Genomic DNA, 19,926 nt, shown 5'->3' on the forward strand with positions numbered 1-19,926 from the left:
ATGCATCCACCCGCATGAAATGCTCTTCGCGCTGTCATCGAAAACAAGAGGCGAAGGAATGATCCAGCTCGACGAAGCACGCCGTCGCGTGCAGGCTGCACTTGCCAGCGACGATGAGCCGGTTGCCATCACGCACGAGCATGAGATGGTCGAAGGCTGGCTGTTCTGCTTCCAGTCGCTGCGCTACCTGCAATCTGGTGAGATCTCGGACGCGCTGGCCGGCAATGGCCCGATCTTCGTCGACAGGCATACGGGTGAGCAGCACGCGCTGGGCACGGCGTACGCGCCGGAGGAGGCTGTTCGCCGGCATTTGGCCCTGCGGCACCCACCATCCGATGTTGCGGCGATGGATGCCTGAGTTCAGCAACGGAAAAGGGACGGAGCCTTCGCTCCGTCCCCCTGCGTGATGCGCAGTCCACCGCTGCATGATGCTCAGGTTTCGCGCAGCGCCGTAGTGATCGGCAAACGCGCCGCGCGCAGCGCCGGGAACAGGCCGCCGACCAGGCCGATGCCCAGTGCCCATTTCAGGCCGGTCCACAGCAGTTCCGGTGATACGTGGAACTTGAACACCACCGCGCTGAAGTTGCTGCCGATGGTGGACACGCTGTAGCCATTGAACAGCAGCCATGCAACCGCACAGCCGAGCAGGCCACCGAGCAGCGCCAACAGCATCGTTTCCAGCATCACCGCCGTCACCACCGGCAGGCCGCGGAAGCCGATCGCACGCATGGTGGCGATTTCGCGGGCGCGCGTGGCCACGGCCGCATACATGGTGTTGAGCGCGCCGAACACCGCACCGACCGCCATGATCGTGCCGATCACCTTGCCCAGGATGTCGATCAGCTTGGTCAGCCCGCCGCCCTGCTTGCTGTAGTAGACGCGGGTGGTTTCCACGTCCAGCTTCAGGCGTGGGTCGGCAGCGACGGCCGCCTTGAACTGATCGAAGCCGGCCTTGCCATCGGTACGCACGCTGATCGACTGCCAGGCACTGCGCTGGTAGGTGGTGGCCAGCGTATCGGCGTCGGTCCACAGTTCCGAATCATGCGCATCGCCAGTGGCGAACACGCCGACCACGGTCCAGGTCTGGTTGCCCAGCGACAGCGTCCTGCCGACCTCCATGTCGCGGAACTGGCCCTTGGCGCCCTGGCCGACCACGATCTCGCGCAGCCCGGTGGCGAACTTGCGGCCCTCGACGATCCTGACCTTGTCATGCACCGCCCACGCCTGCGGGCCGACGCCGCGGAACTGCGCGTTGACGTCGGTGCCGTCGGACTTCGATACCAGGTTGACCACCTGCGACAGTTCCGGTGACAGCAACGGCCGGCCCTGCGCATCGCGGCTGATGCCGGGCAGGGTGGACAGCATCGGTACCTGCTCGCGGGTGATCACCGAGTTGGTCTCGGCCTGCGAGCCACCGCGCAGCACGATGGCAGTGGTGTCATCACCGGTGTTGTTGAGCGTGGCCTGGAAGCCTTCGCCCATCGCCAGCATCGCCACCAGCACGCCGACCACGCCGGCAATGCCGACCACGATCACCGAGGACGCGCCCCAGCGTTGCGGCAGGCTGGCCACGCCGATGCGGGTGGCGGCCAACGCCAGCCGTCCACCGCGGGTCAGCAGCAGCCACAGCGTTACCAGCACGGCCACGGCCAGCACGCCAAACCACGGCAGCCCGATCCACAACACCAGGCCGATCGCAAGCAGCAGCACGGTTACGCCGTTGCCCAGCCACTTCTTGAGCTTGTTCATCTGCAATCCTCCTCAGCGGCCGGCCAGTGCATCGACGATCTTCAGGCGCTTGGCACGCAGCGCGGGCAGCAGCCCGACGATGATGCCGATCACTACGATCAGGCCCAACCCCATCAGCCAGGTTGGCGTCGGCACGTGCGGCGGCAGCATGCCCATGCTCTTCGGGCCGATCGCCGGCAGGATCAGGGCGGCCAGGCCCATGCCGATCAGGCCGCCCAGGCCGATCAGCAGCACCGACTCCACCATCACCAGGGTCAGCACGGTGCTGTCCTTGAAGCCCAGCGTTTTCAGCGTGGCCAGCTCCGGCACGCGCTCTCGCACGGCCTGCGCCATGGTGTTGCCGGTCAACAGCAGCAGGGTGAAGAACACCGCGCCCATGATCGAGGTGACGATCATGCCGATATCCGCGAACTGCTTGACGAAGGCCTGCTGGAACGCCGATTCGGTCTGGGTCTTGGTCTCGTGGTCGGAGTTCGCCGAGATCGCATCGATCGCCTGTGCGACCCGCGAAGAGTGGTCCGGGTTGTCCAGCGTCACCGTGTACCAGCTCACCTGGTTCTTGATGTAGTCGTTGGATTCGTCGAAGTACTTCCAGTTCATCATCAACTGGCGTTCTTCGTTGGCGGCCAGCGCGCGGTCCTTGGAGCGGTAGATGCCCTTGAGCACCAGTGGCCAGTCATTGCTGCCGCCACGCGGGAAGATCGTCGCCTGCAGCGGGATGGTATCGCCGATCTTCCAGCCGAACTGCTTGGCCAGGGTTTCGCCGACGATGGCGCCAGTGCGGGTCTGCTTCCAGTCCTCCAGTTGTGCCGGATCGATCTGCAGCTCGCGGTAGACATCGAAGTAGTTGGGTGACACCGAGAAGTTCGGGAAGAAGTTCTTCGGGTCCTGGTAGATGCCACCAAACCACATGCCATAAGCCACGTCACGGACACCGGCTACCTGGCGCACCTGTGCTTCCAGCCGGATCGGCAGCGACTGGGTGATCGACAGCCGCGAGGCCACGATCAGCCGGTTGGCACCTTCCACGCTGCCACCCGACGAGAACGCCACCCGCACCGAATCGAGCATGCCGAACAGCAGGAACGCGGCCACCACCGACAGCAGGGTCAGCAGGGTGCGGGTACGGCTGCGGAACAGCTGTGCCCACACCAACGAGAAGTATTTCATCGCTGTGGCCTCCGTCAGTGGGCCAGCGGCGCGTCGGCCAGCTCGCCCTTGTCCAGGTGCACCGTGTGCGTGGCGTACTCGGCGGCCTTCGGGTCATGGGTGACCATGATGATGGTCTTGCCGTGCTCGCGGTTGAGCTGCTGCAGCAGGCCGAGGATCTCCTCGGCCGATTGGCGGTCGAGGTCGCCGGTCGGTTCGTCGCAGATCAGGAAGGTCGGGTCGGAGACGATCGCGCGGGCGATCGCCACGCGCTGCTGCTGGCCGCCTGACAGTTCATTCGGGCGGTGGCTGCGGCGGTCGGCCAGGCCGACCAGGGTGAGCGCGATCTCGGCATTGCGGCGGCGCTGCGCCGCGCTGAGGTGGGTCAGCAGCAGCGGCAGTTCCACGTTCTTCTGCGCGGTCAGCATCGGCATCAGGTTGTAGAACTGGAACACGAAGCCGACATGGTGGCTGCGCCAGGTCGACAGCTGGCCGCCACTCATCTGGTCGATGCGCTCGCCCTCGATGCTGATCTCGCCGCCAGTGGGGCTGTCCAGGCCGCCGATCAGGTTGAGCAGGGTGGTCTTGCCCGAACCGGACGGGCCCATCAGCGCAACGAAGTCGCCGCTGGCGATGTCCAGGTCGATGCCGTGCAGCACCTGCACTTGCTCGGGGCCACGCTGGTAGGTCTTGGTGATGTTGCGCAGTGAAACCAGGGTCGACATGGGTGGTTCTCCACGGGAAGCGGGAAACGGGGAAGCGCACCTGCGGTGGCCGCAGGCGTGCGTCGAGCGATGCTGCCGGCCGCGCCCACGGGCGCCAGGCCGTTACTGCGCTTGTTTCTGTTGCACCTTGGCGCCATCGCGCAGGGTGTCGGGTGGGTTCACCACCACCGGCTCACCTGCGCTCACGCCCTTGAGGATCTGGCGGTCCTTGCCCATCGCCTGGCCGGCCTCGACCGTGCGCTGCTGAACGCGGTTCCCGTCACCCAGCACGAAGGCCACCGAGGCACCGTCGCGCTGGACCACGGCGCCGCCCGGCACGCGCACGCCCTGCGGCTTGGCGGCCGCCTGCGGCTGCGCCTGTTCCAGGAAGCTGACCCGCACGCCCATCTCCGGCACGATGCGCGGGTCTTTCACCTTCAGCGCCACGCGCACCTTCACCGTGGCCTTGCCGCGGTCGGCGGTGGGGATGATGGCGATCACCTCGCCGGGAATCTTCCATTCCGGGTAGGCGTTGAGCGTGGCTTCCACCGGCATCTTCGGCTGCACGCGGCCGATGAAGGCCTCGCCGACCTCCACTTCGATCTCCAGCGAGTCCATATCCACGATGGTGCCGATGCCGGTACGGGTGAACCCACCACCCGCCGACAGCGGCGAAACGATCTCGCCGGGCTGCGCCGCCTTGGCGGTGACCACGCCGGAGAACGGCGCGCGCACGATGTTGTTGTCCACGCCCAGATCGGCGATGGCCAGCTGGTCGTTGGCAACCTTGACGTTGCGCTGCGCGGTATCCAGCTGCGCACGCAGGCTGTCGCGCTGGGCCACGGCCTGGTCGTACTGCGAGCGCGAGACCAGCTGCTGGCCAACCAGCGCCTGCAGGCGGCTGGCTTCAGCGGCGGCCTGCCTCTGCTGCGCCTCCAGCCCGGCGACCTGGCTGCGTGCGGCCTGCAGCTGCGAGGTGTACAGGCTGCGCTGCGCGTCGGCATCGATCGGGTCGAGCGTGGCCATCACCTGGCCAGCCTCGACCCGCATGCCTTCTTCGATCATCACCTCGCGCACCTTGCCGGTGATCTTGGCCGATACCGTGGCCATGCGCCGGGCGACCACGTAGCCACTGGCGTCGAGCACCGAGCTGCTGGCGCTGCCCTGCTGGATGGCCACGGCGGGAGCGGTTTCCACCTCTACGGCCGGTGCGCGACCGAACAGGTAGGCCACGGCCGCGGCGACCAGCAGCACGACCACGATGATCGCGATCCACAACCCGCGGCGGCCACCGCCATTGCCTCCGGAGGCCGGCGGGGGAGATTTGCGGTCGATACGGAGTTCCTTCAACAGCTCGGCAGAAGCGTTCATTCGTTCCATCACATGCGTTCGGGCGGGTGTGGCCGGAAGCGCGGACGACGGCGGTTCCGGCGGTGGAGCGTGCGGCACAGCATGAAGGCAGGCACAGCGAAGACGGCAGTGACAGCTGTCATCCGATGACACTGACGGCGGCAACTGCGAAATGTGACCACGGCGGCACAGGATGGCAACGTCCCCGCTACCGGTACTGCCCATGGATCCGATCGCCCCATTGCCGGCCCGCCGCAGCGGCGCCGCCAAGCGTACCGTGATCTGCGCCCGGTTGCGCCGGTGCCGCCCAGCCGACGGTGGCGCCTGCGCGCAGGCGGCTGAACTGGCATGATCGGCGGCGATCGTCCCCGCCTGGAACCGCCCGTGCCGTCCATCTGGCTTGCCTCGCTGCTGCGCCCCGCGCCGGACTCGGCGGTGGCCGAGACGCTGCGCCGGGGAAAGTCCCCCTGGGGCGAGGCAATCCACCTGCTGTGGTCAGTGTGGATCTTCCTGACGCCCTTGCTTGGCCATGGCTTCACCCTGCGCTGGCTGCTGCTGACGCTGGCCAGCTATCCGGTGTTCCTGCTGCTGTACGCCAAGGTGATGGTGGCGCCGCGCCATCACGCCCCGCGCTATGCCCTGGGCCTGATCGCGATGTCGCTGGTGCTGCTGCCCTGGTACCCGTCCGGGCTGACCTACTTCGTGTTCGGCTGCGTGCTGCTGCGGGTGAGCGGTCGCGGCGGCTGGTGGCAGTATCTGCTGCAGCTCACTGGTCTGAACCTCCTGTTCTGCAGCCTCGCCCTGCTGTTCCAGTACCCGTGGCAGAGCCTGGTCTGGATCCCCGCCGTGTCCTATATCGTCGGCCTGGTCGTGAACGTGGAGGCACTCAACCAGCAGAAGGATGCGGCACTGCAGCTTTCACAGGACGAGGTGCGGCGGCTAGCAGCCACCGCTGAGCGCGAACGCATCGGCCGCGACCTGCACGACCTGCTCGGCCACACCCTGTCGCTGATCACGTTGAAGCTGGAACTGGCGCGCAAGCTGCAGGACCGCGGTGATGCACGCGCGCGGCAGGAGATCGGCGAGGCCGAGGCCATCGCCCGCGAGGCGCTGGCGCAGGTCCGAAGTGCGGTCACCGGTATCCGCGCCAGCGACCTGGCCGGCGAGCTGGCATCGGCGCGGCTGCTGCTGGAGTGCCAGCAGGTCCACCTTCAGTACGCACCACCACCGGCGATGCCGGTGGATGTCGAACGCGGGCTGGCGCTGGTGCTGCGCGAGGCCGCGACCAATATCGTGCGCCATGCACAGGCGACGCAGGCACGGGTGGAGTTCATGCTGGAGGGACGCATGCTGGCGATGCAGATCCGCGACGATGGTCGTGGCGACGTGCAGGCCGAGGGCAATGGGTTGTGCGGCATGCGCGAACGCGTGGCCGCCCTGGGTGGAAGCCTGCAGGTGCAGTCCGCAAAGGGCGAGGGCACGGTGTTGATCGTGCGCGTGCCACTGGCCGCTGCGACCACACCGCTGCCGCCAGGCGTGCCGCCGTCGCTGGTGCAGGACGGTGCCGCATGATCCGCATCCTGCTGGCCGAAGACCAGGCGATGGTACGCGGCGCACTGTCGGCGCTGCTGGGCCTGGAAGCGGATATCGAAGTGCTGGGCAGCGCCGCCGACGGCGAAACCGCGTGGCGCATGCTGCAGCAGCTGCAGCCGGACATCCTGGTGACCGACATCGAGATGCCGGGCCTGTCCGGGTTGGAGCTTGCACAGCGCATCGCGCGTCACGAGCTGCCGATCAAGGTGGTGATCGTGACCACCTTCGCCCGCGCAGGTTTCCTGCGCCGCGCGCTGGAAGCCGGCGTGCTGGGCTACCTGCTGAAGGACGCACCGGCTGAGAACCTGGCCGAGGCACTGCGCAAGGTCAAGCAGGGCATCCGTGCGATCGACCCGCAGCTGGCACTGGATGCGTGGTCGCAGGCCGACCCGCTGACCGACCGCGAGCGCCGCGTGCTGCGGCTGGCGGGCGAGGGCCGTACCGCCAGCGAGATCGCCGAGCAGTTGGGGCTGTCGCACGGCACGGTGCGCAACTATCTGTCCGAGTGCATCGGCAAGCTGGGCGTAGCCAATCGCATTGAGGCGTACCGGCTGGCGCGGCAGAAAGGGTGGCTGTAGGGGCGGCCTGCCTTTCCTGGTGATGTCGTTTCCGCGACCGCGGGTGGGTGTCACTTTCTTTGCTCGTGCACCACGCTGCAGGAGCAGCGTGGAACGGCGTAGCCGGCCCGTAGGGTGGCGCACATGGATGTGGGCCATCAAGAAAGTAACCAAAGAAACGCTCCGCCGGCCGCGAGCCGGCGTGCGTCGCACGCCGGTGCCCTGCGCTCCTCGGTCCGTCGAGGGACGACGCGGGAACTCGCTGCGCTCAGACACCCGCACCTCTTCGCCCTCGCCGGACCTGCGGTGCTCGGCTCGCTCAAGGCGGACTGGAAGGTCAAGATCAACGGCAACAGCAACCACGCATGGCGTGGATCTACTGGGTGCAGCTGTCGCTCTTGATGTTGGGTCCGCCTTGAGCGAGCCGAGCATCGCGGGGGAATCAGGGGCGAAGAGGCGCCGGTGTTTGAGCGTAGCGAGTTCGGCGCCGTCCCCTGATTCACCGAGAAGCACAGGGCACCGGTGCGCAGCACCGGCTCGCGCTCTGGCGGCGCGTTTCTTTTGGTTACTTTTCTTTTCGCGCGAAAAGAAAAGTGACACCCCCCCCGCGGTCGCGGAAACAATCCGCCGGGAACGCCCGGCGAATCCTTTCAATCCTTCCCGCGCGCCATCGCCTGGAACACCCCGTCCCGCCGCACCCACAGGTGGAACAACGCCGCACCCACATGCATCAGCACCGTGGCGAACAACACATAGGCCAGCAGGCTGTGCGCATTGCGCAGCGCGGCATACAGCGCCGGGGTGTGCGGAACGATCGATGGCAGGTGGAATCCACCCCACAGCACGATCGGGTATCCGCCGGCCGACAGCATCGCCCAGCCGATCAACGGCATCGCCAGCATCAGCGCGTACAGCACCCAGTGCGAGGCCTTGGCCGCTACCCCCTGCCAGACCGGCAGGTCGGCAGGCAGCGCCGGTGGGCGATGGCGCAGCCGGTTGTACAGGCGCAGCAGCGCCAGCAACAGGATCGCGATGCCCAGCGGGCGGTGCAGGTCGATCAGCGCGGGACGCAGGTGCAGCGAGGCGACCATGGTCACGCCGATGAACAGCATGGCGACGATCATCAGCGCCATGGACCAGTGCAGCACCCGCGCCAGCAGGTTGAAGTGGCCGTTGCCGGTGCTCATCGTGCGGCCTCCTTCGGTTGTTCGACATTGCCGGCGGCGCGCTCGCGTTCACGGCGGTTGAAGGACTGCGAGTACACCGCCGAGCGGGCCGCCAGGATCGGATCATTACTGCCGCGCACCCCACTGGGCAGGATCAGCGGATCGAAGTTGATCTGGCCGCAGGCGCCTTCTTCCTGCGACTGCATGCGGTCCAGGCTGAGTACGCCCGCCACTACCTGGTCACGCGACTCGGGCCACGGTACCGACGGATCATCGATGGCATCGCCGGGCTCGGCGGTGGTCACGACCAGGTTCCAGCGTACCGGGCCGCGGGCCAGGCGCTGCTGCAGTTCCTGGCTGAGGAAATCGACGCTGGCCTGCTTGCGCGCTTCCGCATCCATCTCCACCACCGGCGCCAGCGGCTGCCAGCGCCAGCGCACCGCACGCTTCTGGCCCTGCGCATTGGTGAACCAGAAACTGTTGACGCTGTTGAAAGTGGTGTCGGCCCAGCTGCTGGTCCATGGCGCTGTCTTCGCCCACTGCTGGAACGCCTGCGCACTGGGGTATTTCGCCAGCACTGCCGCCATCTTCTGCGGGTCCGGCTTGCCGGTGGCCGGGTCGGGAATCGAGGCGCGCGTCTGCTCGTAGAACGCCTCGGCCGTGGGTACCGCGAAGAACGGGAAGCTGTTCATCGCCATGCGCCATTCCTGGCCATCATCGCTGACCATCTGCACCGCCAGGCTGCGCACGCGTGCGGTGTTGTCGGCGCCGTAGGGGTCGCCGCCACCGATTGACAGGCGGCCCATCACCGGCACACGTGTCTGCGAGAACACCCGGGCACTGGACAGGGTAGGGGCCTGCGCGCTGGGTTCGAACCAGCCGCTTACGCAGATGCCCTTGCTGTGTGCACGGCGGAAGCCCGGATGGGCCGGGCCGGTGGCCTCGATGGTGTCGGTGAAGCGCTGCGCGGTGAGGCGGTCGCCCATCCAGCCGGCCAGCCAGGCGAAGGCCAGCGCCACGGTACCCAGGATGAGCGCGATCAGCGCGATCCAGAGCAGGGGGGAATGCTTGCGCGGTGCGCCCGGCGTCTGGCCGGCACGGGTGTAGCCGAAGAGCGACATGGTCGGAGTCCTGCCTTCACGGAGCGTGTGGGTGGTCGACCCACACATCCTCGCAGAACCCGGCCGAGGCCGAAATTCAATTTTTCGTCAGATTTGCCGGGGACAGCGTGCCGACCAAGGTCGGCACCCACCCGATCAGCTGTAACGCGCCTTCAGCATCGCCCAGGCCGAGCGCAGCGCCAGCGCTTCGCCACCGGCCGGACGGCCCGGGCGTTCGCCGTCGTTCCAGGCGTACACGTCCAGGTGCGCCCAGCGCTGGCCGTCTTCCAGGAAGCGCTCCAGGTACAGCGCGGCGGTCACCGAGCCGGCCATGCGCGAACCGGCATTGGCCAGGTCGGCAATGCCGCTGCTCAGATAGCGCAGGTAGGGGCGCCACAGCGGCATGCGCCAGACCGGGTCACGGGTTGCGTCGCCGGCCTGCAGCCACTGCTGCGCCACCGTGTCGTCGTTGCTGAAGAGCGCCGGCAGATCCGGACCCAGCGCGATGCGTGCGGCACCGGTAAGAGTGGCGAAATCCAGCACAAGGTCCGGCTTCTGCTCACCGGCGAAGGTCAGCGCGTCGCACAGGATCACGCGGCCTTCGGCATCGGTGTTGTCGATCTCCACGCTCAACCCCTTGCGGGTGGCGATCACTTCGCCGGGGCGGAACGCATCCGGACCGATCGCATTTTCCACCGCCGGCACCAGCAGCGTCAGCCGCACCGGCAGTCCGCGCGCCATCACCAGGCCGGCCAGGGCCAGCGCGTGCGCGGCGCCGCCCATGTCCTTCTTCATGTTGCGCATGCCGTCGGCCGGCTTGATGTCCAGGCCGCCGGTATCGAAGCACACGCCCTTGCCGACCAGCACCAGTGCCGGGTCGGTTTCCTTGCCCCAGCGCAGCACCACCAGGCGCGGCGCGCGGTGCGACGCGCGGCCCACGGCGTGGATGGCCGGGAAGTTCTGCTTCAGCAGTTCATCGCCGGTGATCGCCTCGACCTGCGCACCATGTGCATCGGCCAGTGCACGCGCGGCGTCTTCCAGCTGCTGCGGCCCCATGTCTTCGGTCGGGGTGTTGACCCAGTCGCGCACGCGCAGGCTGGCGGCGATCAGGTCGGCCACTTCGCCGGACGGTGCGGCCACCAGCTGCGCCGGGGCGCGGTTGCGCTTGCGGTAACGGTCGAAGCGGTAGCTGCCCAAGCCCCAGCCCAGCTGCAGCAGCGCCTGTTCGGCGGCAGGCAGTTCATTGGCCAGCTGCCAGACACTGCCTTCCGGCAGGGCGTGCGGCGCATGCGCATAGCTGTAGGCATCGGCGCGATCACCGACACCGATCACCGCGCCGGCCAGGCCCTCACTGCCGGGCAGCAGGGCCACGCTGTGCGCACCGGCAGTGAAACCCTGCGAGGCCAGCCAGGCCTGGGTCGCGGCCGGTTGGCCGTCCTTCCAAGCGGCGAACTGCTCGCGGTCCAGCACGTACAGCGGCAGCGCCGCGGTGGTGTCGGCGGTGAAACCAGTGATCTCGCTCATGCGTCAGGTACTCCGGGATGCGGCGGCGTCGAGGTTGGCGTCCAACCAGTCGGCCAGGCCGGTGAGGGTGTCAAACTGCAGGTCCGGCTGCAGTTTCGGATGGGTCCAGGTGGCTGCTTCGCGGTTGATCCAGCACCCGCGCAGGCCGGCGGCGATCGCCCCGGCCACGTCCATTTCGGCGTGGTCGCCGACATGTAGCACCTGTGCCGGCGCCACACCCAGGCGGGTGCAGGCGGCGTGGAAGATGCTTGCCTCCGGCTTGGCCGCGCCGTGTTCGCGCGCGCCCAGCTGGAAGGCGAAATGATGGGCCAGGCCGATCCGCTCCAGATCGGCGTTGCCGTTGCTCAGTGCTGCCACCGGCACCCGCGCGGCAATCCTCGCCAGCGCATCGATCGCATCGGGATAGCACTCGACCTGATTGCGCGCGGCGTAGAACGCTTCGTACGCCGGCTCCAGCAGATCGAGGCTGGCGCCACTGGCGTGCAGCGCTTCGTGCAGGGTCAACCGACGCAGCGCGCTCAGGTCGTGGTGGAGGTGCGGATGGGCGTGGTACAGGCGCTCGCGCAGTTCGCGCATCGCCGCCACCGGATACATCGCGGCGGTGGCGGGGCTGTGTTCACGCATCCACTCGTGCAGGACCAGGTCGATGCGGGCGCCAATCGGAGCGAACGGCCACAGCGTGTCGTCAAGGTCGAGAGTGATGGCTTGGACGGGGAAATTCACCCCTCCATTCTACGCCTGCCCGCGCGGGCTTTCATTCCAGCAGCCGTGCCCAGCCCTGCATGCCTTCCAGCCGTGCCAGCACCAGCTTGATGCAGACCAGCAGCGGCACCGCCAGCAGCAGGCCGATCATGCCCCAGGCCCAGCCGAACACCATCAGCGCCAGGATCAGCACCAGCGGCGACAGCTTCATGCGCCGGCCCAGCACGATCGGGGTCACCATCTGCCCTTCCAGAGTGTGCAGGGCCAGGTACGCGGCCGCCGGCAGCAGCGCCTGCAGCGGGTCGCGGAGTTCCACGAAGCCCATCAGCAGCATCAGTGCCACGCCGATCAGCGGACCGACGTACGGGGCAAAGTTCAGCAGCGCGGCCACCGTGCCCCACAGCAGCGCCTCCTGCAGGCCGATGCCGAGCAGCATCAGCACGCCGGCGAACACCAGCCCGACCAGGGTGTTGATCACGCTGATGGTCAGCACATAGCGCGAGACTTCGCGCTCGATCGACCGCAGGATGTCGGCGGTGAAGCGCTGCTGCTGGCGGCTCGGGAACAGCGCGATTGCCGCGCGCTGCAGGCTCTGCCCATAGATCATGAAGAACAGGGTCAGCAGCACCACGGCCAGCACCGAGGCGGCAAGCCGTGGCGCGCGGGTCAGCATGCGGTACGGGTCGTCGAGCTGGGTGCGGATCACCTGCACCTTGTGGTTGCTGTCACCACCGGCCACGCGGGCGAAGTTCTCCGCCGCCTGGTTGGCCTGCTGCACCGGCTTGGTCAGGTCCTGCACCTGGCGGGCGACCTTGCGCAGCTGCTGCGGGGCTTCCTGCGCCCATTCCATCGCCGGGCCGATCAATTGCACCGCCAGTGAACCGGTCACGCCCAGGCCGGCGCCGAGAATCAGCAGCGCGCCCAGCGCGCGCGGAATCCACAGTTTCTGCAGCAGGCGCAGGATCGGGTTGCCGACCAGTGCGAAGAACATCGCCAGCAGCACCGGCAGGATGATGTCCTGCGCCGCCCACAGCGTGTAGCCCACCGCCAGGGTCGCCAGCACCACCAGCGACATCGGCCCGCGTGGGCGAGACGGAGGCGGCAGCGGTGCCTCCGGGTCCTGTGGATCGGCTGGTGACGGGGACAGGGAGGACTCGCTCATCGACGCATCAGCCGGAAAGGGGAGCGCATTATCCGCCGGCCGCCATCGGCGCGGCGGATTCCATGGATCAACGTTCGGACAGTTCGGTGGCCGCCTCGGCCGGGCGCGGTTCGCGCAGGTCCGGTTCCGCCTCCGGCACAGCTCGCGCCGCCGCTGCGGGCCGCGCTTCAGCGGCGGAGGCCGCTGCGTGTGCCTGTTCGCTGGCATCGCCGGCTTCTTCGGCCGCATCGTCGGCGGTGGCCGCCGCCTGCGCCGCCATCGCCGTGGCGAACGCTGCCTGCGCACTGGCGAACAGGTTCGAGACCGAACCCACCATCTGCAGCCAGCGCGCACCGTTGACCTTGCCCGGCATTTCCAGCTTGCCGGCAATGAAGCCACCGGCCAGGCCCACTACCACGATGCGTAGTGGCGACCAGCCCTGGCGCCAGACCTGGCTGAGCGTGGACCAGTGGTCCTGGGTCTCGACCAGGCGTACGGTCACCACCTGTTCGCAGCGCTTCACCCGCCGCTGCAGCGCACCGAACTTCATGGCTTGCCCTCTGGCAGCTGCACATCGGCATCGGGGTCGTCTTCGCTGGGCTCGTCGAACAGGCCCAGGCGGGACAGCTGGCGCCGGGTGGCGTGCATGCCGGTGTGGTGGAAGAAGTAGGACACCCGCCAGATCGCATAACCGGTGACGGCCAGGCTCAGCAGCGAGGTGATCAGCAGGGCCTGCAGCCAGCTCAGGCCCCAGCTCTGCAGCAGGGCGATGAGGGTGGCGGCCATCAGCAGCCAGGCCGACGCTCCGAATACGATCGCTACGCCGGCCCAGGCCAGCGCGCGGCCGAAGGCACTGCGTGCCAGCGCGAAGTCGGCCGAGGCCAACCGGCGCAGCGAACGCAGCGAGTGCTTGGCCGAGTCGGCAGCGGCACGACCGGCCGCGCCGACCTGGCGGATGCTCTCATCCAGCGGCGGGGTAGCCGCCGGATCAGGGGCTTGCGCGTTGTCTTCGCTCACGCCGCGGCTTACTTGTCGCTGCTGCCGCGGGCCAGCTTGGCGATGATCCAGCCGGCAGCGAAGGCCACGCCGAACGAGGCCAGCGGACGTTCGCGGATCAGCTCGGCGGCGCTGTCGATCAGGTCCTTGCCCTTGTCCATCAGCGCATCGACCTGCTCCTTGGCGGCGGCACCACCAAACTCGGCAGCGGCCAGGCCGGACAGCGCGCTGTCGGACAGTTCAGCCTTGACGTTGGCCTTGCCGATCCGCAGTTCGTCGGTGGCCGCACCGGTGGCGCCCTTGATCGCACCGCCGGCGGCGCTGGCGGCCTGCTTCAGGTGGGAACCGGCTTCACCCAGGTGTTCCTTCAGGTTCTCGGTATTGGTGGGGCTCATCGAATCACTCCTGTTGCGATGGGGGAACGGGCGTCGGCGGTGCCGACCTGGACTGACAGCAATAGCATTGCCGGGGTATAGGGGGTGTTACGGCAGGGCGATCAGCGCATCACGAGCTGGCCCTGCTGCTGGCCATTGTTGCGCAGCACGCGCACCACCAGGGTCGGCGGGCGCTGCTGGAAATTGGCACGCCAGCTGGCCAGGTCGGCGAATTCGCCCACGGTGGCGTCGGTGATGATGTCGCCCTGCTGCAGGCCGTTGCTGGCGGCGCGGCTGCCGCGCTTGACCTCGCTGACCAGCACGCCGCCGACGCCAGACTGCCGCAGTGACTCGGGCAGGTCGACGAAGGTCGCACCGGTCAGGCGCGGGTCCAGGCTCTCACCGGTGACCGCGCGCGCCTGTTCCTTCAGCGTCGCCTTGATCTGCAGTGGCTTGCCTTCACGGCGTACGTCCAGCGTCATCGCGCTGCCGACGGCCGCCAGGCCTTCCACGTTGTGCAGGGCCTCGGCGCTGTCCACGCGCTGGCCGTTGGCCGACACCACCACGTCGCCCGGCTTCAGCCCGGCTGCGGCAGCGGCCGAACCGGCCAGCACGCGGGTGATCAGCGCACCGCGGGTTTCGCCCAGGCCCAGGCCCTGCGCGATCTGCGCGGTCAGGTTCTGGCTTTCCACGCCCAGCGTGCCGCGCACCACAACGCCGTGCTTGACCAGCTGGTCGACCACGCTGCGCGCCAGGTTGGAAGGAATCGCCAGGCCCAGGCCGATGTTGCCGGCCATGCTGCCCTGCGGGTTGAAGCTGGCGGTATTGATGCCGACCAGCTGGCCCTGCAGGTCGACCAGCGCGCCACCGGAGTTGCCCGGATTGATCGACGCATCGGTCTGGATGAAGTTCTGGTAGCCCAGCCCGCGGATGCCGCTGCGGCCCACCGCCGAGACGATGCCGGACGTGACCGTCTGGCTGAAGCCGAACGGGTTGCCGATGGCCACCACGAAGTCGCCTACGCGCAGCTGGTCGCTGTTGCCGAGCTTGATGTCGGTCAGGTTCTGCGCCGGAATGCGGATCAGCGCGATGTCGGTATCGCGGTCCGAACCGAGGAACTCGGCCTTGACCGTGCGCCCGTCCGCCAGTGTCACCTGGACGTCATCGGCGTTGTCGATGACATGGTGGTTGGTCAGCACCAGCCCCTCCTTGGCGTCGATGATCACGCCCGAGCCCAGCGATTCGTTGATGCGTTCCTGTGGGATATCCGGGAACAGGCGGCGGAAGAACGGGTCGTTGAAGAAGGGATTGCGTACGCGAATCACCTGCTTGGTGTTGACGCTGACCACCGCCGGCATCGCCTTCTCCAGCATCGGTGCCAGCGACGGTACCGCCTGTCCGGCCACCGAGGCCGGCAACGCTGCAGTGGTCGGCAGGACCGCCGGCAGCGGCGCGGCGTCGGCACGGTTGTCCATGTGGGCGTTGATGCCGGTGGCAACGAAGCCACCGAAGGCGGCGGCGATTGCGAGCGTGAGCAGGGTAGGAAGCGGTCGCATGGGAGTCGGTTCGCTGGCGTGGGTGGGGGCGGTACGGCCCTACGGTAGAACAAGCTGAATGAGTGTGTCGCGATCTGGATAAATGCGCCATGAAAACGGGTGCCTCGAAGGGGCGAGCGCGGGGGCCAGAACGCGCTTGTGGCGACACCCGGGCAGGTGATGGGTGCGCCATTCAAGGCCAACGCGCGCCGCACTGGCGCAGGCGGATACGTGCGCAGTTCCGCGCAGGCGGGTGCCGCAATGCGCCACGACGGATGCCGGACGCTGCCTCCGTGCACGTGCGCGCGGCGACGGCCAGACAATGCTGGGTTTGCGTAGCGCAGCACTGAAAAAAAGGGGTTTGCTGCGAACCGCAGGTGGCAACAGGGGCTGCTGCGTACACCATCGGCGTCGCAACAGATGCGATTGCCGGCACATGCCCCGTTCCACGATCGTCAATGTCGGTATAGCATCGCCCCGTTTTGATACTTAAGGCCCGCAGGAGGGCAACATGAGCAACGGTAATGGTGTGTCGGTCGTGACCGACGCTGTCGAGAACGTGAAAGAAGCCGCCACCAACGTCGGCGAGACCATCGCCCACGCCGCCGAAGACGCAGTGAAGTCGGTCAAGAAGACCGTCAAGCGCGCCAGCAAGGCTGCCGGTACCCGCGTTGCCAAGGCCAAGAAGGCCGTGGCCAAGGTCGAGAAGACCGTTGCCAAGAAGGCCGAGAAGGCTGCCAAGTCGGTCGGCAAGACGGTTGCCAACGCCAGGAAGAAGCTGGAAGCGGCCAAGAAGAACGCCAAGGCCGAAGCTGCTGCCCTGAAGAAGGAAGTGGCAAAGAAGAAGGCGGCTGCGGGCAAGGCCGTGACCAAGAAGGCCGCCGCTGCCAAGAAGACCACCAAGGCCACCACCAAGGCTGCCGGCAAGAAGGTCGCCACCGTGAAGAAGGCCGCCACCAAGAAGGCTGCTGTCGCGAAGAAGACCGTTGCCAAGAAGACTGCGGCCGCCAAGAAGGTGGTTGGCAAGAAGGTCGCCACCGCCAAGAAGGCTGTGGCCAAGAAGACCGTCGCCGCCAAGAAGGCCGTGGCTGCGAAGAAGGTTGTCGGCAAGAAGGTTGCCGCCACCAGGAAGGTCGCCACCAAGAAGACTGCCGCCGCCAAGAAGGTTGTCGGCAAGAAGGCTGCTGTCGCCAAGAAGGCCGTTGCCAGGAAGACCACTGCTGCCAAGAAGACTGTCGGCAAGAAGGTCGCTGCGACCAAGAAGGTCGTCGCCAAGAAGGCTGCACCGCTGAAGAAGGTCGCCGCCAAGAAGGCTCCGGCCAAGAAGGCTGTTGCCAGGAAGGCCCCGGCCAAGGCCGTGCGCAAGGTCGCCAAGCGCAAGTAATCGCGCCGTGACCGAAGGCCCTGCCGCCCACCGGGTGGTGGGGCCTTTCGCGTTTTCGGGGCGCGGTCTGGGGCAAGATGCAGATTCTTCCCGCCGGAGCCCCAGCATGCGCGGTATCGATTTCAGTTCCTGGCAGGGTGTGCTGTCCACGTTGGCCGGCCTGGTCCTGATCACCCTGCTGGGCGTAGGCATCCGCCTGCTTGTGATGCAGACCCTGCAGCAGCGTCGCGAGCGCGAGAACCGGCAGATCAACGAGCGGCTGCGCACACTGATGGCGGCCTACAAGACCCTGGGCGGTTCATTCACTGGTGAACTGGGCGTGGATCCCAGCCATCGCCGCGATCTGCGCCAGCGCGAAGCGGCCGAAGGCATCGCCGAACCGCGTTCGGATCGAACGCGCCGCATCCGCGATGCGGTCGAGGCCGCGCTCTCGGACATCCTGTTGCTGGGCACCGACGAACAGGTGCGGCTGGCCGCCCGCGCTGCCAACGATCTTGCACAGGGGCGACCGGTGCATACCCACGAACTGGTGGTCTCGCTGCGCGACTTCGTGCGCGAAGCGCTGGATCTGGCGCCGATTCCTCCCGACCTGCGGATTCCGCCGCAGGGGCCGACCCGCCCCGCTGCCAGCGGTGGCGGCAAGGGGCGCAACGATGGCGATGCCAAGGGCGGCCGTGCGGGTGGTGGCGGAGGTGGGGGCGGCGGAATGGGCGCTGGCATGGGCGGCATGGGCCTCGGTGCCGGCGCCGCACTGGGCGCCGGCCATGCCACTGCCAGCGATGAAACGGACGCGCGCTGAGCACGTCCGCCGGGTTCAGCGGGTCAGATCGTAGATCGGCACGAAGCCGCCGTAGATCATCCGCGCACCGTCAAACGGCATCGGATTCTTCGTTGGATCAAACCGCGGGTCTTCCATCATCTTCTTCATGCCGGCGTCGCGGGTCGGTTTGTCGGGCCATTCGATCCAGGAAAACACCACCGTCTCGTCCGGCGTGGCTTTCACCGCGCCGAAGAAATCGGTGGTCTTGCCGTGCGGCACGTCATCGCCCCAGCACTCGACCACGCGCAGTGCCCCGTACTCGATGAAGACCGGATCTCCTGTGCGTGCATGGGCGAGGAACTTCTCCTTGTTGGCGGTGGGCACCGCCAGGACGAAACCATCGATGTAGCTCATTGCCAGCCTCCGGATGGACCGTGCCACATGCACGGCCTTCAAGTACACGACGAACCAGGGGATCGGGGATCGACAGCGCTGGATCGTGAAGAAACCTGAAAATGCACGCGCGCCGCGCGCGTATGCCAGATACAGCCTGAATCAAGCCAGAAAATTCAGCAATGCGAAGACTGCTGTTTTCAGGGAGCGTTGTGGCGAATAACGGAGAATTTACATTCCCGATGCGATGGCGCCCTGGCGCTGCTGCACACCATAAGAAAGTAAAGGTGTACCCCCATGAAGAATTCGCTGATTGCTCTGGCCCTGGCCGCTGCCCTGCCGTTCACCGCCTCGGCTGCTGAAAACCTGTCCTACAACTACGCCGAAGCCAACTACGCCAAGACCGACAACGACGCGTTCAAGTCCGACGGTTGGGGCGTGAAGGGTTCGTACGGCTTCCTGCCGAACTTCCACGCTTTCGGTGAGTACAGCCGTCAGGAATTCGACCACACCAACGTCAAGCTGGACCAGTGGAAGATCGGTGCAGGCTACAACGTTGAAATCGCTCCGAGCACCGACTTCGTTGCCCGCGTTGCCTACCAGAAGCTCGACCCGAAGCACGGCCTGGACTTCAACGGCTACAGCGCTGAAGCCGGTATCCGCACCGCCTTCGGTGCCCACGCCGAGGTCTATGGCATGGTCGGCTACGAAGATTTCTCGAAGAAGCACGGCGTCAACCCGGAAGGCCAGTGGTACGGCCGCCTGGGTGGTCAGGTCAAGCTGAACCAGAACTGGGGCCTGAACGGCGAACTGAAGATGAACCGCGACGGCGACAAGGAATACACCGTCGGCCCGCGCTTCAGCTGGTAATTGCAGTTCCGGCGCGCCTGCGCGCTGGAGAAGTCTCGACAGGCCCGGCTCTTGCCGGGCCTGTTGCGTTTGTGGCGGCGCGAAACAAAATGCCGTCTGACTGGTGGTGCACGCGGGCCGAGCATTGCAAGGAATTGGATTCCGCCGCTGCGGGCACCGGCCTACGGTGGATGTTCCATGTTGCCTGGACAGGCCGCGATGCCACCGACACTCCCGCCCCTGCGGCCTGATCGGCCACGACGCCTGGCGCTGCTGGATCCGCACCCGGTACTGCGGTTGGGCGTGGAAGTTCTGCTCCGCCAACACAGTGGTGTGCAGGTGCGCGTGAGCCTGTCCAACGAGGCGCGCCTGCTGCAGTTGCTGGAGCGCAGCCCGAGGTGTGTCGACCTGCTGCTGATCGATGCGCTGCCGATGGGCGACCTGGGCGATGGGTTGGCCCTGCTGCGCGTGCTGTCGCAGCGTTGGCCGGCGCTGCCGGTGCTGGTGCTCTCGGCGCACTGCAACGCCAGTACGGTGACCACCGCGATGCGAGCCGGCGCGCGCGGCTTCCTGTCCAAGTCGATGCCACCGGAGACGTTGCTGCGCGCCATTGACGTGGTCGCCCGTGGCGGCCGCTTCGTGCCACCGGAACTGCGTGAGGAGCTGAAGCTGCCACGCACACGCCGGGTATCTGCACCGGTGCTGACGCCGCTGAGCCAGCGCGAGCGTGAAGTGCTCGGGTTGGTGCTGAAGGGCGTCAGCACCAGTGAAATGGCCCTGCGCTCAGGGCGCTCGGCCAGCACCATCAGCTCGCAGAAAACGTCGGCCTACCGCAAGCTCGGCATCCGCGGGGATGGTGACCTGTTCCGCTTCCGCCACCTGCTCGAATGTGGCTGAGCG

Annotated in this window: 22 protein-coding genes; 8 read left to right on the forward strand and 14 right to left on the reverse strand. The window is 67.2% G+C overall.

Translation table 11 applies throughout. From position 1 onward, the window contains the following. Nucleotides 1-58 precede the first annotated feature (58 nt). A complete protein-coding gene (locus tag ACSDHM_RS20215; protein ID WP_005420578.1) occupies nt 59-358 on the forward strand; it encodes a YrhB domain-containing protein in 300 nt (99 codons plus the stop codon). 74 nt (nt 359-432) lie between these two features. Here ACSDHM_RS20215 and ACSDHM_RS20220 read toward each other — a convergent pair whose 3' ends face one another. The 4 genes from ACSDHM_RS20220 to ACSDHM_RS20235 form a co-directional block, all read right to left on the reverse strand. Further along, the gene (locus tag ACSDHM_RS20220) at nt 433-1,749 is read right to left on the reverse strand and encodes an ABC transporter permease (RefSeq protein WP_088497250.1); all 1,317 of its coding nucleotides are present in this window, start codon (nt 1,747-1,749) and stop codon (nt 433-435) included. A gap of 12 nt (nt 1,750-1,761) precedes the next feature. Then, complete coding sequence (locus tag ACSDHM_RS20225; protein WP_072168722.1) at nt 1,762-2,919, reverse strand: ABC transporter permease; 1,158 nt, start codon at nt 2,917-2,919, stop codon at nt 1,762-1,764. A gap of 14 nt (nt 2,920-2,933) precedes the next feature. After that, nucleotides 2,934-3,623 carry an ABC transporter ATP-binding protein gene (locus ACSDHM_RS20230; protein ID WP_005420572.1) on the reverse strand — a complete coding sequence of 230 codons (690 nt, stop codon included), beginning with the start codon at nt 3,621-3,623 and terminating at the stop codon, nt 2,934-2,936. Nucleotides 3,624-3,725: 102 nt separating this feature from the next. Continuing rightward, nucleotides 3,726-4,973, reverse strand: coding sequence for an efflux RND transporter periplasmic adaptor subunit (locus ACSDHM_RS20235; protein WP_439426531.1), 1,248 nt, complete (start codon nt 4,971-4,973; stop codon nt 3,726-3,728). Between the two features lie 202 nt (nt 4,974-5,175). Between ACSDHM_RS20235 and ACSDHM_RS20240 the strand changes: the two genes are divergently transcribed. From ACSDHM_RS20240 to ACSDHM_RS20250, 3 genes are read left to right on the forward strand one after another with little or no spacing between them, the layout of a single operon-like run. Then, complete coding sequence (locus ACSDHM_RS20240) at nt 5,176-5,304, forward strand: hypothetical protein (RefSeq protein ID WP_258012601.1); 129 nt, start codon at nt 5,176-5,178, stop codon at nt 5,302-5,304. Then, nucleotides 5,301-6,524 (forward strand): sensor histidine kinase, encoded by a 1,224-nt coding sequence (locus ACSDHM_RS20245; protein WP_151355189.1) that lies wholly within the window; start codon nt 5,301-5,303, stop codon nt 6,522-6,524. Before ACSDHM_RS20240 ends, ACSDHM_RS20245 begins: the two co-directional genes overlap by 4 nt. Continuing rightward, the gene (locus ACSDHM_RS20250) at nt 6,521-7,123 is read left to right on the forward strand and encodes a response regulator transcription factor (protein WP_005420563.1); all 603 of its coding nucleotides are present in this window, start codon (nt 6,521-6,523) and stop codon (nt 7,121-7,123) included. Before ACSDHM_RS20245 ends, ACSDHM_RS20250 begins: the two co-directional genes overlap by 4 nt. A gap of 629 nt (nt 7,124-7,752) precedes the next feature. Here the strand turns inward: ACSDHM_RS20250 and ACSDHM_RS20255 are convergent. The 9 genes from ACSDHM_RS20255 to ACSDHM_RS20295 form a co-directional block, all read right to left on the reverse strand. Next, entirely contained in the window at nt 7,753-8,289 is a 537-nt protein-coding gene (locus ACSDHM_RS20255) for a cytochrome b (protein WP_072168719.1), read from the reverse strand. Then, nucleotides 8,286-9,389, reverse strand: a complete 1,104-nt coding sequence (locus ACSDHM_RS20260; protein WP_065178988.1) for a catalase family peroxidase — start codon at nt 9,387-9,389, stop codon at nt 8,286-8,288. The genes ACSDHM_RS20255 and ACSDHM_RS20260 overlap by 4 nt, the downstream gene beginning before the upstream one ends. 135 nt (nt 9,390-9,524) lie before the next feature. Next, nucleotides 9,525-10,892: a leucyl aminopeptidase family protein gene (locus tag ACSDHM_RS20265; protein ID WP_053499499.1), complete on the reverse strand. Its 1,368-nt coding sequence runs from the start codon at nt 10,890-10,892 to the stop codon at nt 9,525-9,527. Between the two features lie 3 nt (nt 10,893-10,895). Next, a complete protein-coding gene (locus tag ACSDHM_RS20270; protein ID WP_053499497.1) occupies nt 10,896-11,615 on the reverse strand; it encodes an HAD family hydrolase in 720 nt (239 codons plus the stop codon). Between the two features lie 31 nt (nt 11,616-11,646). Continuing rightward, on the reverse strand, nt 11,647-12,756 hold the full coding sequence (locus tag ACSDHM_RS20275) for an AI-2E family transporter (protein WP_111007548.1): 1,110 nt from the start codon (nt 12,754-12,756) through the stop codon (nt 11,647-11,649). A gap of 67 nt (nt 12,757-12,823) precedes the next feature. Beyond that, entirely contained in the window at nt 12,824-13,285 is a 462-nt protein-coding gene (locus ACSDHM_RS20280) for a protein sip-5 (RefSeq protein ID WP_069138037.1), read from the reverse strand. Beyond that, nucleotides 13,282-13,752, reverse strand: a complete 471-nt coding sequence (locus tag ACSDHM_RS20285; RefSeq protein ID WP_004153834.1) for a phage holin family protein — start codon at nt 13,750-13,752, stop codon at nt 13,282-13,284. The genes ACSDHM_RS20280 and ACSDHM_RS20285 overlap by 4 nt, the downstream gene beginning before the upstream one ends. An 8-nt stretch (nt 13,753-13,760) precedes the next feature. Then, a complete protein-coding gene (locus tag ACSDHM_RS20290; protein WP_010486932.1) occupies nt 13,761-14,126 on the reverse strand; it encodes a hypothetical protein in 366 nt (121 codons plus the stop codon). A gap of 101 nt (nt 14,127-14,227) precedes the next feature. After that, nucleotides 14,228-15,661, reverse strand: a complete 1,434-nt coding sequence (locus ACSDHM_RS20295; protein WP_252745521.1) for a Do family serine endopeptidase — start codon at nt 15,659-15,661, stop codon at nt 14,228-14,230. Nucleotides 15,662-16,151: 490 nt separating this feature from the next. Between ACSDHM_RS20295 and ACSDHM_RS20300 the strand changes: the two genes are divergently transcribed. Together ACSDHM_RS20300 and ACSDHM_RS20305 are read left to right on the forward strand one after the other, a co-directional pair. After that, nucleotides 16,152-17,024 (forward strand): histone, encoded by an 873-nt coding sequence (locus ACSDHM_RS20300; RefSeq protein WP_227836905.1) that lies wholly within the window; start codon nt 16,152-16,154, stop codon nt 17,022-17,024. 106 nt (nt 17,025-17,130) lie between these two features. After that, complete coding sequence (locus ACSDHM_RS20305) at nt 17,131-17,823, forward strand: hypothetical protein (RefSeq protein WP_072168713.1); 693 nt, start codon at nt 17,131-17,133, stop codon at nt 17,821-17,823. A 15-nt stretch (nt 17,824-17,838) separates the two neighbouring features. Here ACSDHM_RS20305 and ACSDHM_RS20310 read toward each other — a convergent pair whose 3' ends face one another. After that, a complete protein-coding gene (locus ACSDHM_RS20310) occupies nt 17,839-18,198 on the reverse strand; it encodes a DUF1428 domain-containing protein (protein WP_188241601.1) in 360 nt (119 codons plus the stop codon). A gap of 276 nt (nt 18,199-18,474) precedes the next feature. Here ACSDHM_RS20310 and ACSDHM_RS20315 point away from each other — a divergent pair, with 276 nt between their 5' ends. Both ACSDHM_RS20315 and ACSDHM_RS20320 read left to right on the forward strand, forming a co-directional pair. Next, a complete protein-coding gene (locus tag ACSDHM_RS20315) occupies nt 18,475-19,047 on the forward strand; it encodes an OmpO family porin (protein WP_072168711.1) in 573 nt (190 codons plus the stop codon). A 177-nt stretch (nt 19,048-19,224) separates the two neighbouring features. Then, nucleotides 19,225-19,923, forward strand: a complete 699-nt coding sequence (locus ACSDHM_RS20320; protein ID WP_111007699.1) for a response regulator transcription factor — start codon at nt 19,225-19,227, stop codon at nt 19,921-19,923. The last annotated feature ends 3 nt before the right edge of the window (nt 19,924-19,926 follow it).

Source organism: Stenotrophomonas sp. T8 (assembly GCF_051853085.1).
Taxonomy (GTDB): domain Bacteria; phylum Pseudomonadota; class Gammaproteobacteria; order Xanthomonadales; family Xanthomonadaceae; genus Stenotrophomonas; species Stenotrophomonas sepilia.

Coding starts and splice junctions, on each gene's coding strand:
- ACSDHM_RS20215 (WP_005420578.1), top strand. CDS start 59: ATGATCCAGCTCGACGAAGCACGCCGTCGCGTGCAGGCTGCACTTGCC.
- ACSDHM_RS20220 (WP_088497250.1), bottom strand. CDS start 1,749: ATGAACAAGCTCAAGAAGTGGCTGGGCAACGGCGTAACCGTGCTGCTG.
- ACSDHM_RS20225 (WP_072168722.1), bottom strand. CDS start 2,919: ATGAAATACTTCTCGTTGGTGTGGGCACAGCTGTTCCGCAGCCGTACC.
- ACSDHM_RS20230 (WP_005420572.1), bottom strand. CDS start 3,623: ATGTCGACCCTGGTTTCACTGCGCAACATCACCAAGACCTACCAGCGT.
- ACSDHM_RS20235 (WP_439426531.1), bottom strand. CDS start 4,973: ATGAACGCTTCTGCCGAGCTGTTGAAGGAACTCCGTATCGACCGCAAA.
- ACSDHM_RS20240 (WP_258012601.1), top strand. CDS start 5,176: ATGGATCCGATCGCCCCATTGCCGGCCCGCCGCAGCGGCGCCGCCAAG.
- ACSDHM_RS20245 (WP_151355189.1), top strand. CDS start 5,301: ATGATCGGCGGCGATCGTCCCCGCCTGGAACCGCCCGTGCCGTCCATC.
- ACSDHM_RS20250 (WP_005420563.1), top strand. CDS start 6,521: ATGATCCGCATCCTGCTGGCCGAAGACCAGGCGATGGTACGCGGCGCA.
- ACSDHM_RS20255 (WP_072168719.1), bottom strand. CDS start 8,289: ATGAGCACCGGCAACGGCCACTTCAACCTGCTGGCGCGGGTGCTGCAC.
- ACSDHM_RS20260 (WP_065178988.1), bottom strand. CDS start 9,389: ATGTCGCTCTTCGGCTACACCCGTGCCGGCCAGACGCCGGGCGCACCG.
- ACSDHM_RS20265 (WP_053499499.1), bottom strand. CDS start 10,892: ATGAGCGAGATCACTGGTTTCACCGCCGACACCACCGCGGCGCTGCCG.
- ACSDHM_RS20275 (WP_111007548.1), bottom strand. CDS start 12,756: ATGAGCGAGTCCTCCCTGTCCCCGTCACCAGCCGATCCACAGGACCCG.
- ACSDHM_RS20280 (WP_069138037.1), bottom strand. CDS start 13,285: ATGAAGTTCGGTGCGCTGCAGCGGCGGGTGAAGCGCTGCGAACAGGTG.
- ACSDHM_RS20290 (WP_010486932.1), bottom strand. CDS start 14,126: ATGAGCCCCACCAATACCGAGAACCTGAAGGAACACCTGGGTGAAGCC.
- ACSDHM_RS20295 (WP_252745521.1), bottom strand. CDS start 15,661: ATGCGACCGCTTCCTACCCTGCTCACGCTCGCAATCGCCGCCGCCTTC.
- ACSDHM_RS20300 (WP_227836905.1), top strand. CDS start 16,152: ATGAGCAACGGTAATGGTGTGTCGGTCGTGACCGACGCTGTCGAGAAC.
- ACSDHM_RS20305 (WP_072168713.1), top strand. CDS start 17,131: ATGCGCGGTATCGATTTCAGTTCCTGGCAGGGTGTGCTGTCCACGTTG.
- ACSDHM_RS20310 (WP_188241601.1), bottom strand. CDS start 18,198: ATGAGCTACATCGATGGTTTCGTCCTGGCGGTGCCCACCGCCAACAAG.
- ACSDHM_RS20315 (WP_072168711.1), top strand. CDS start 18,475: ATGAAGAATTCGCTGATTGCTCTGGCCCTGGCCGCTGCCCTGCCGTTC.
- ACSDHM_RS20320 (WP_111007699.1), top strand. CDS start 19,225: ATGTTGCCTGGACAGGCCGCGATGCCACCGACACTCCCGCCCCTGCGG.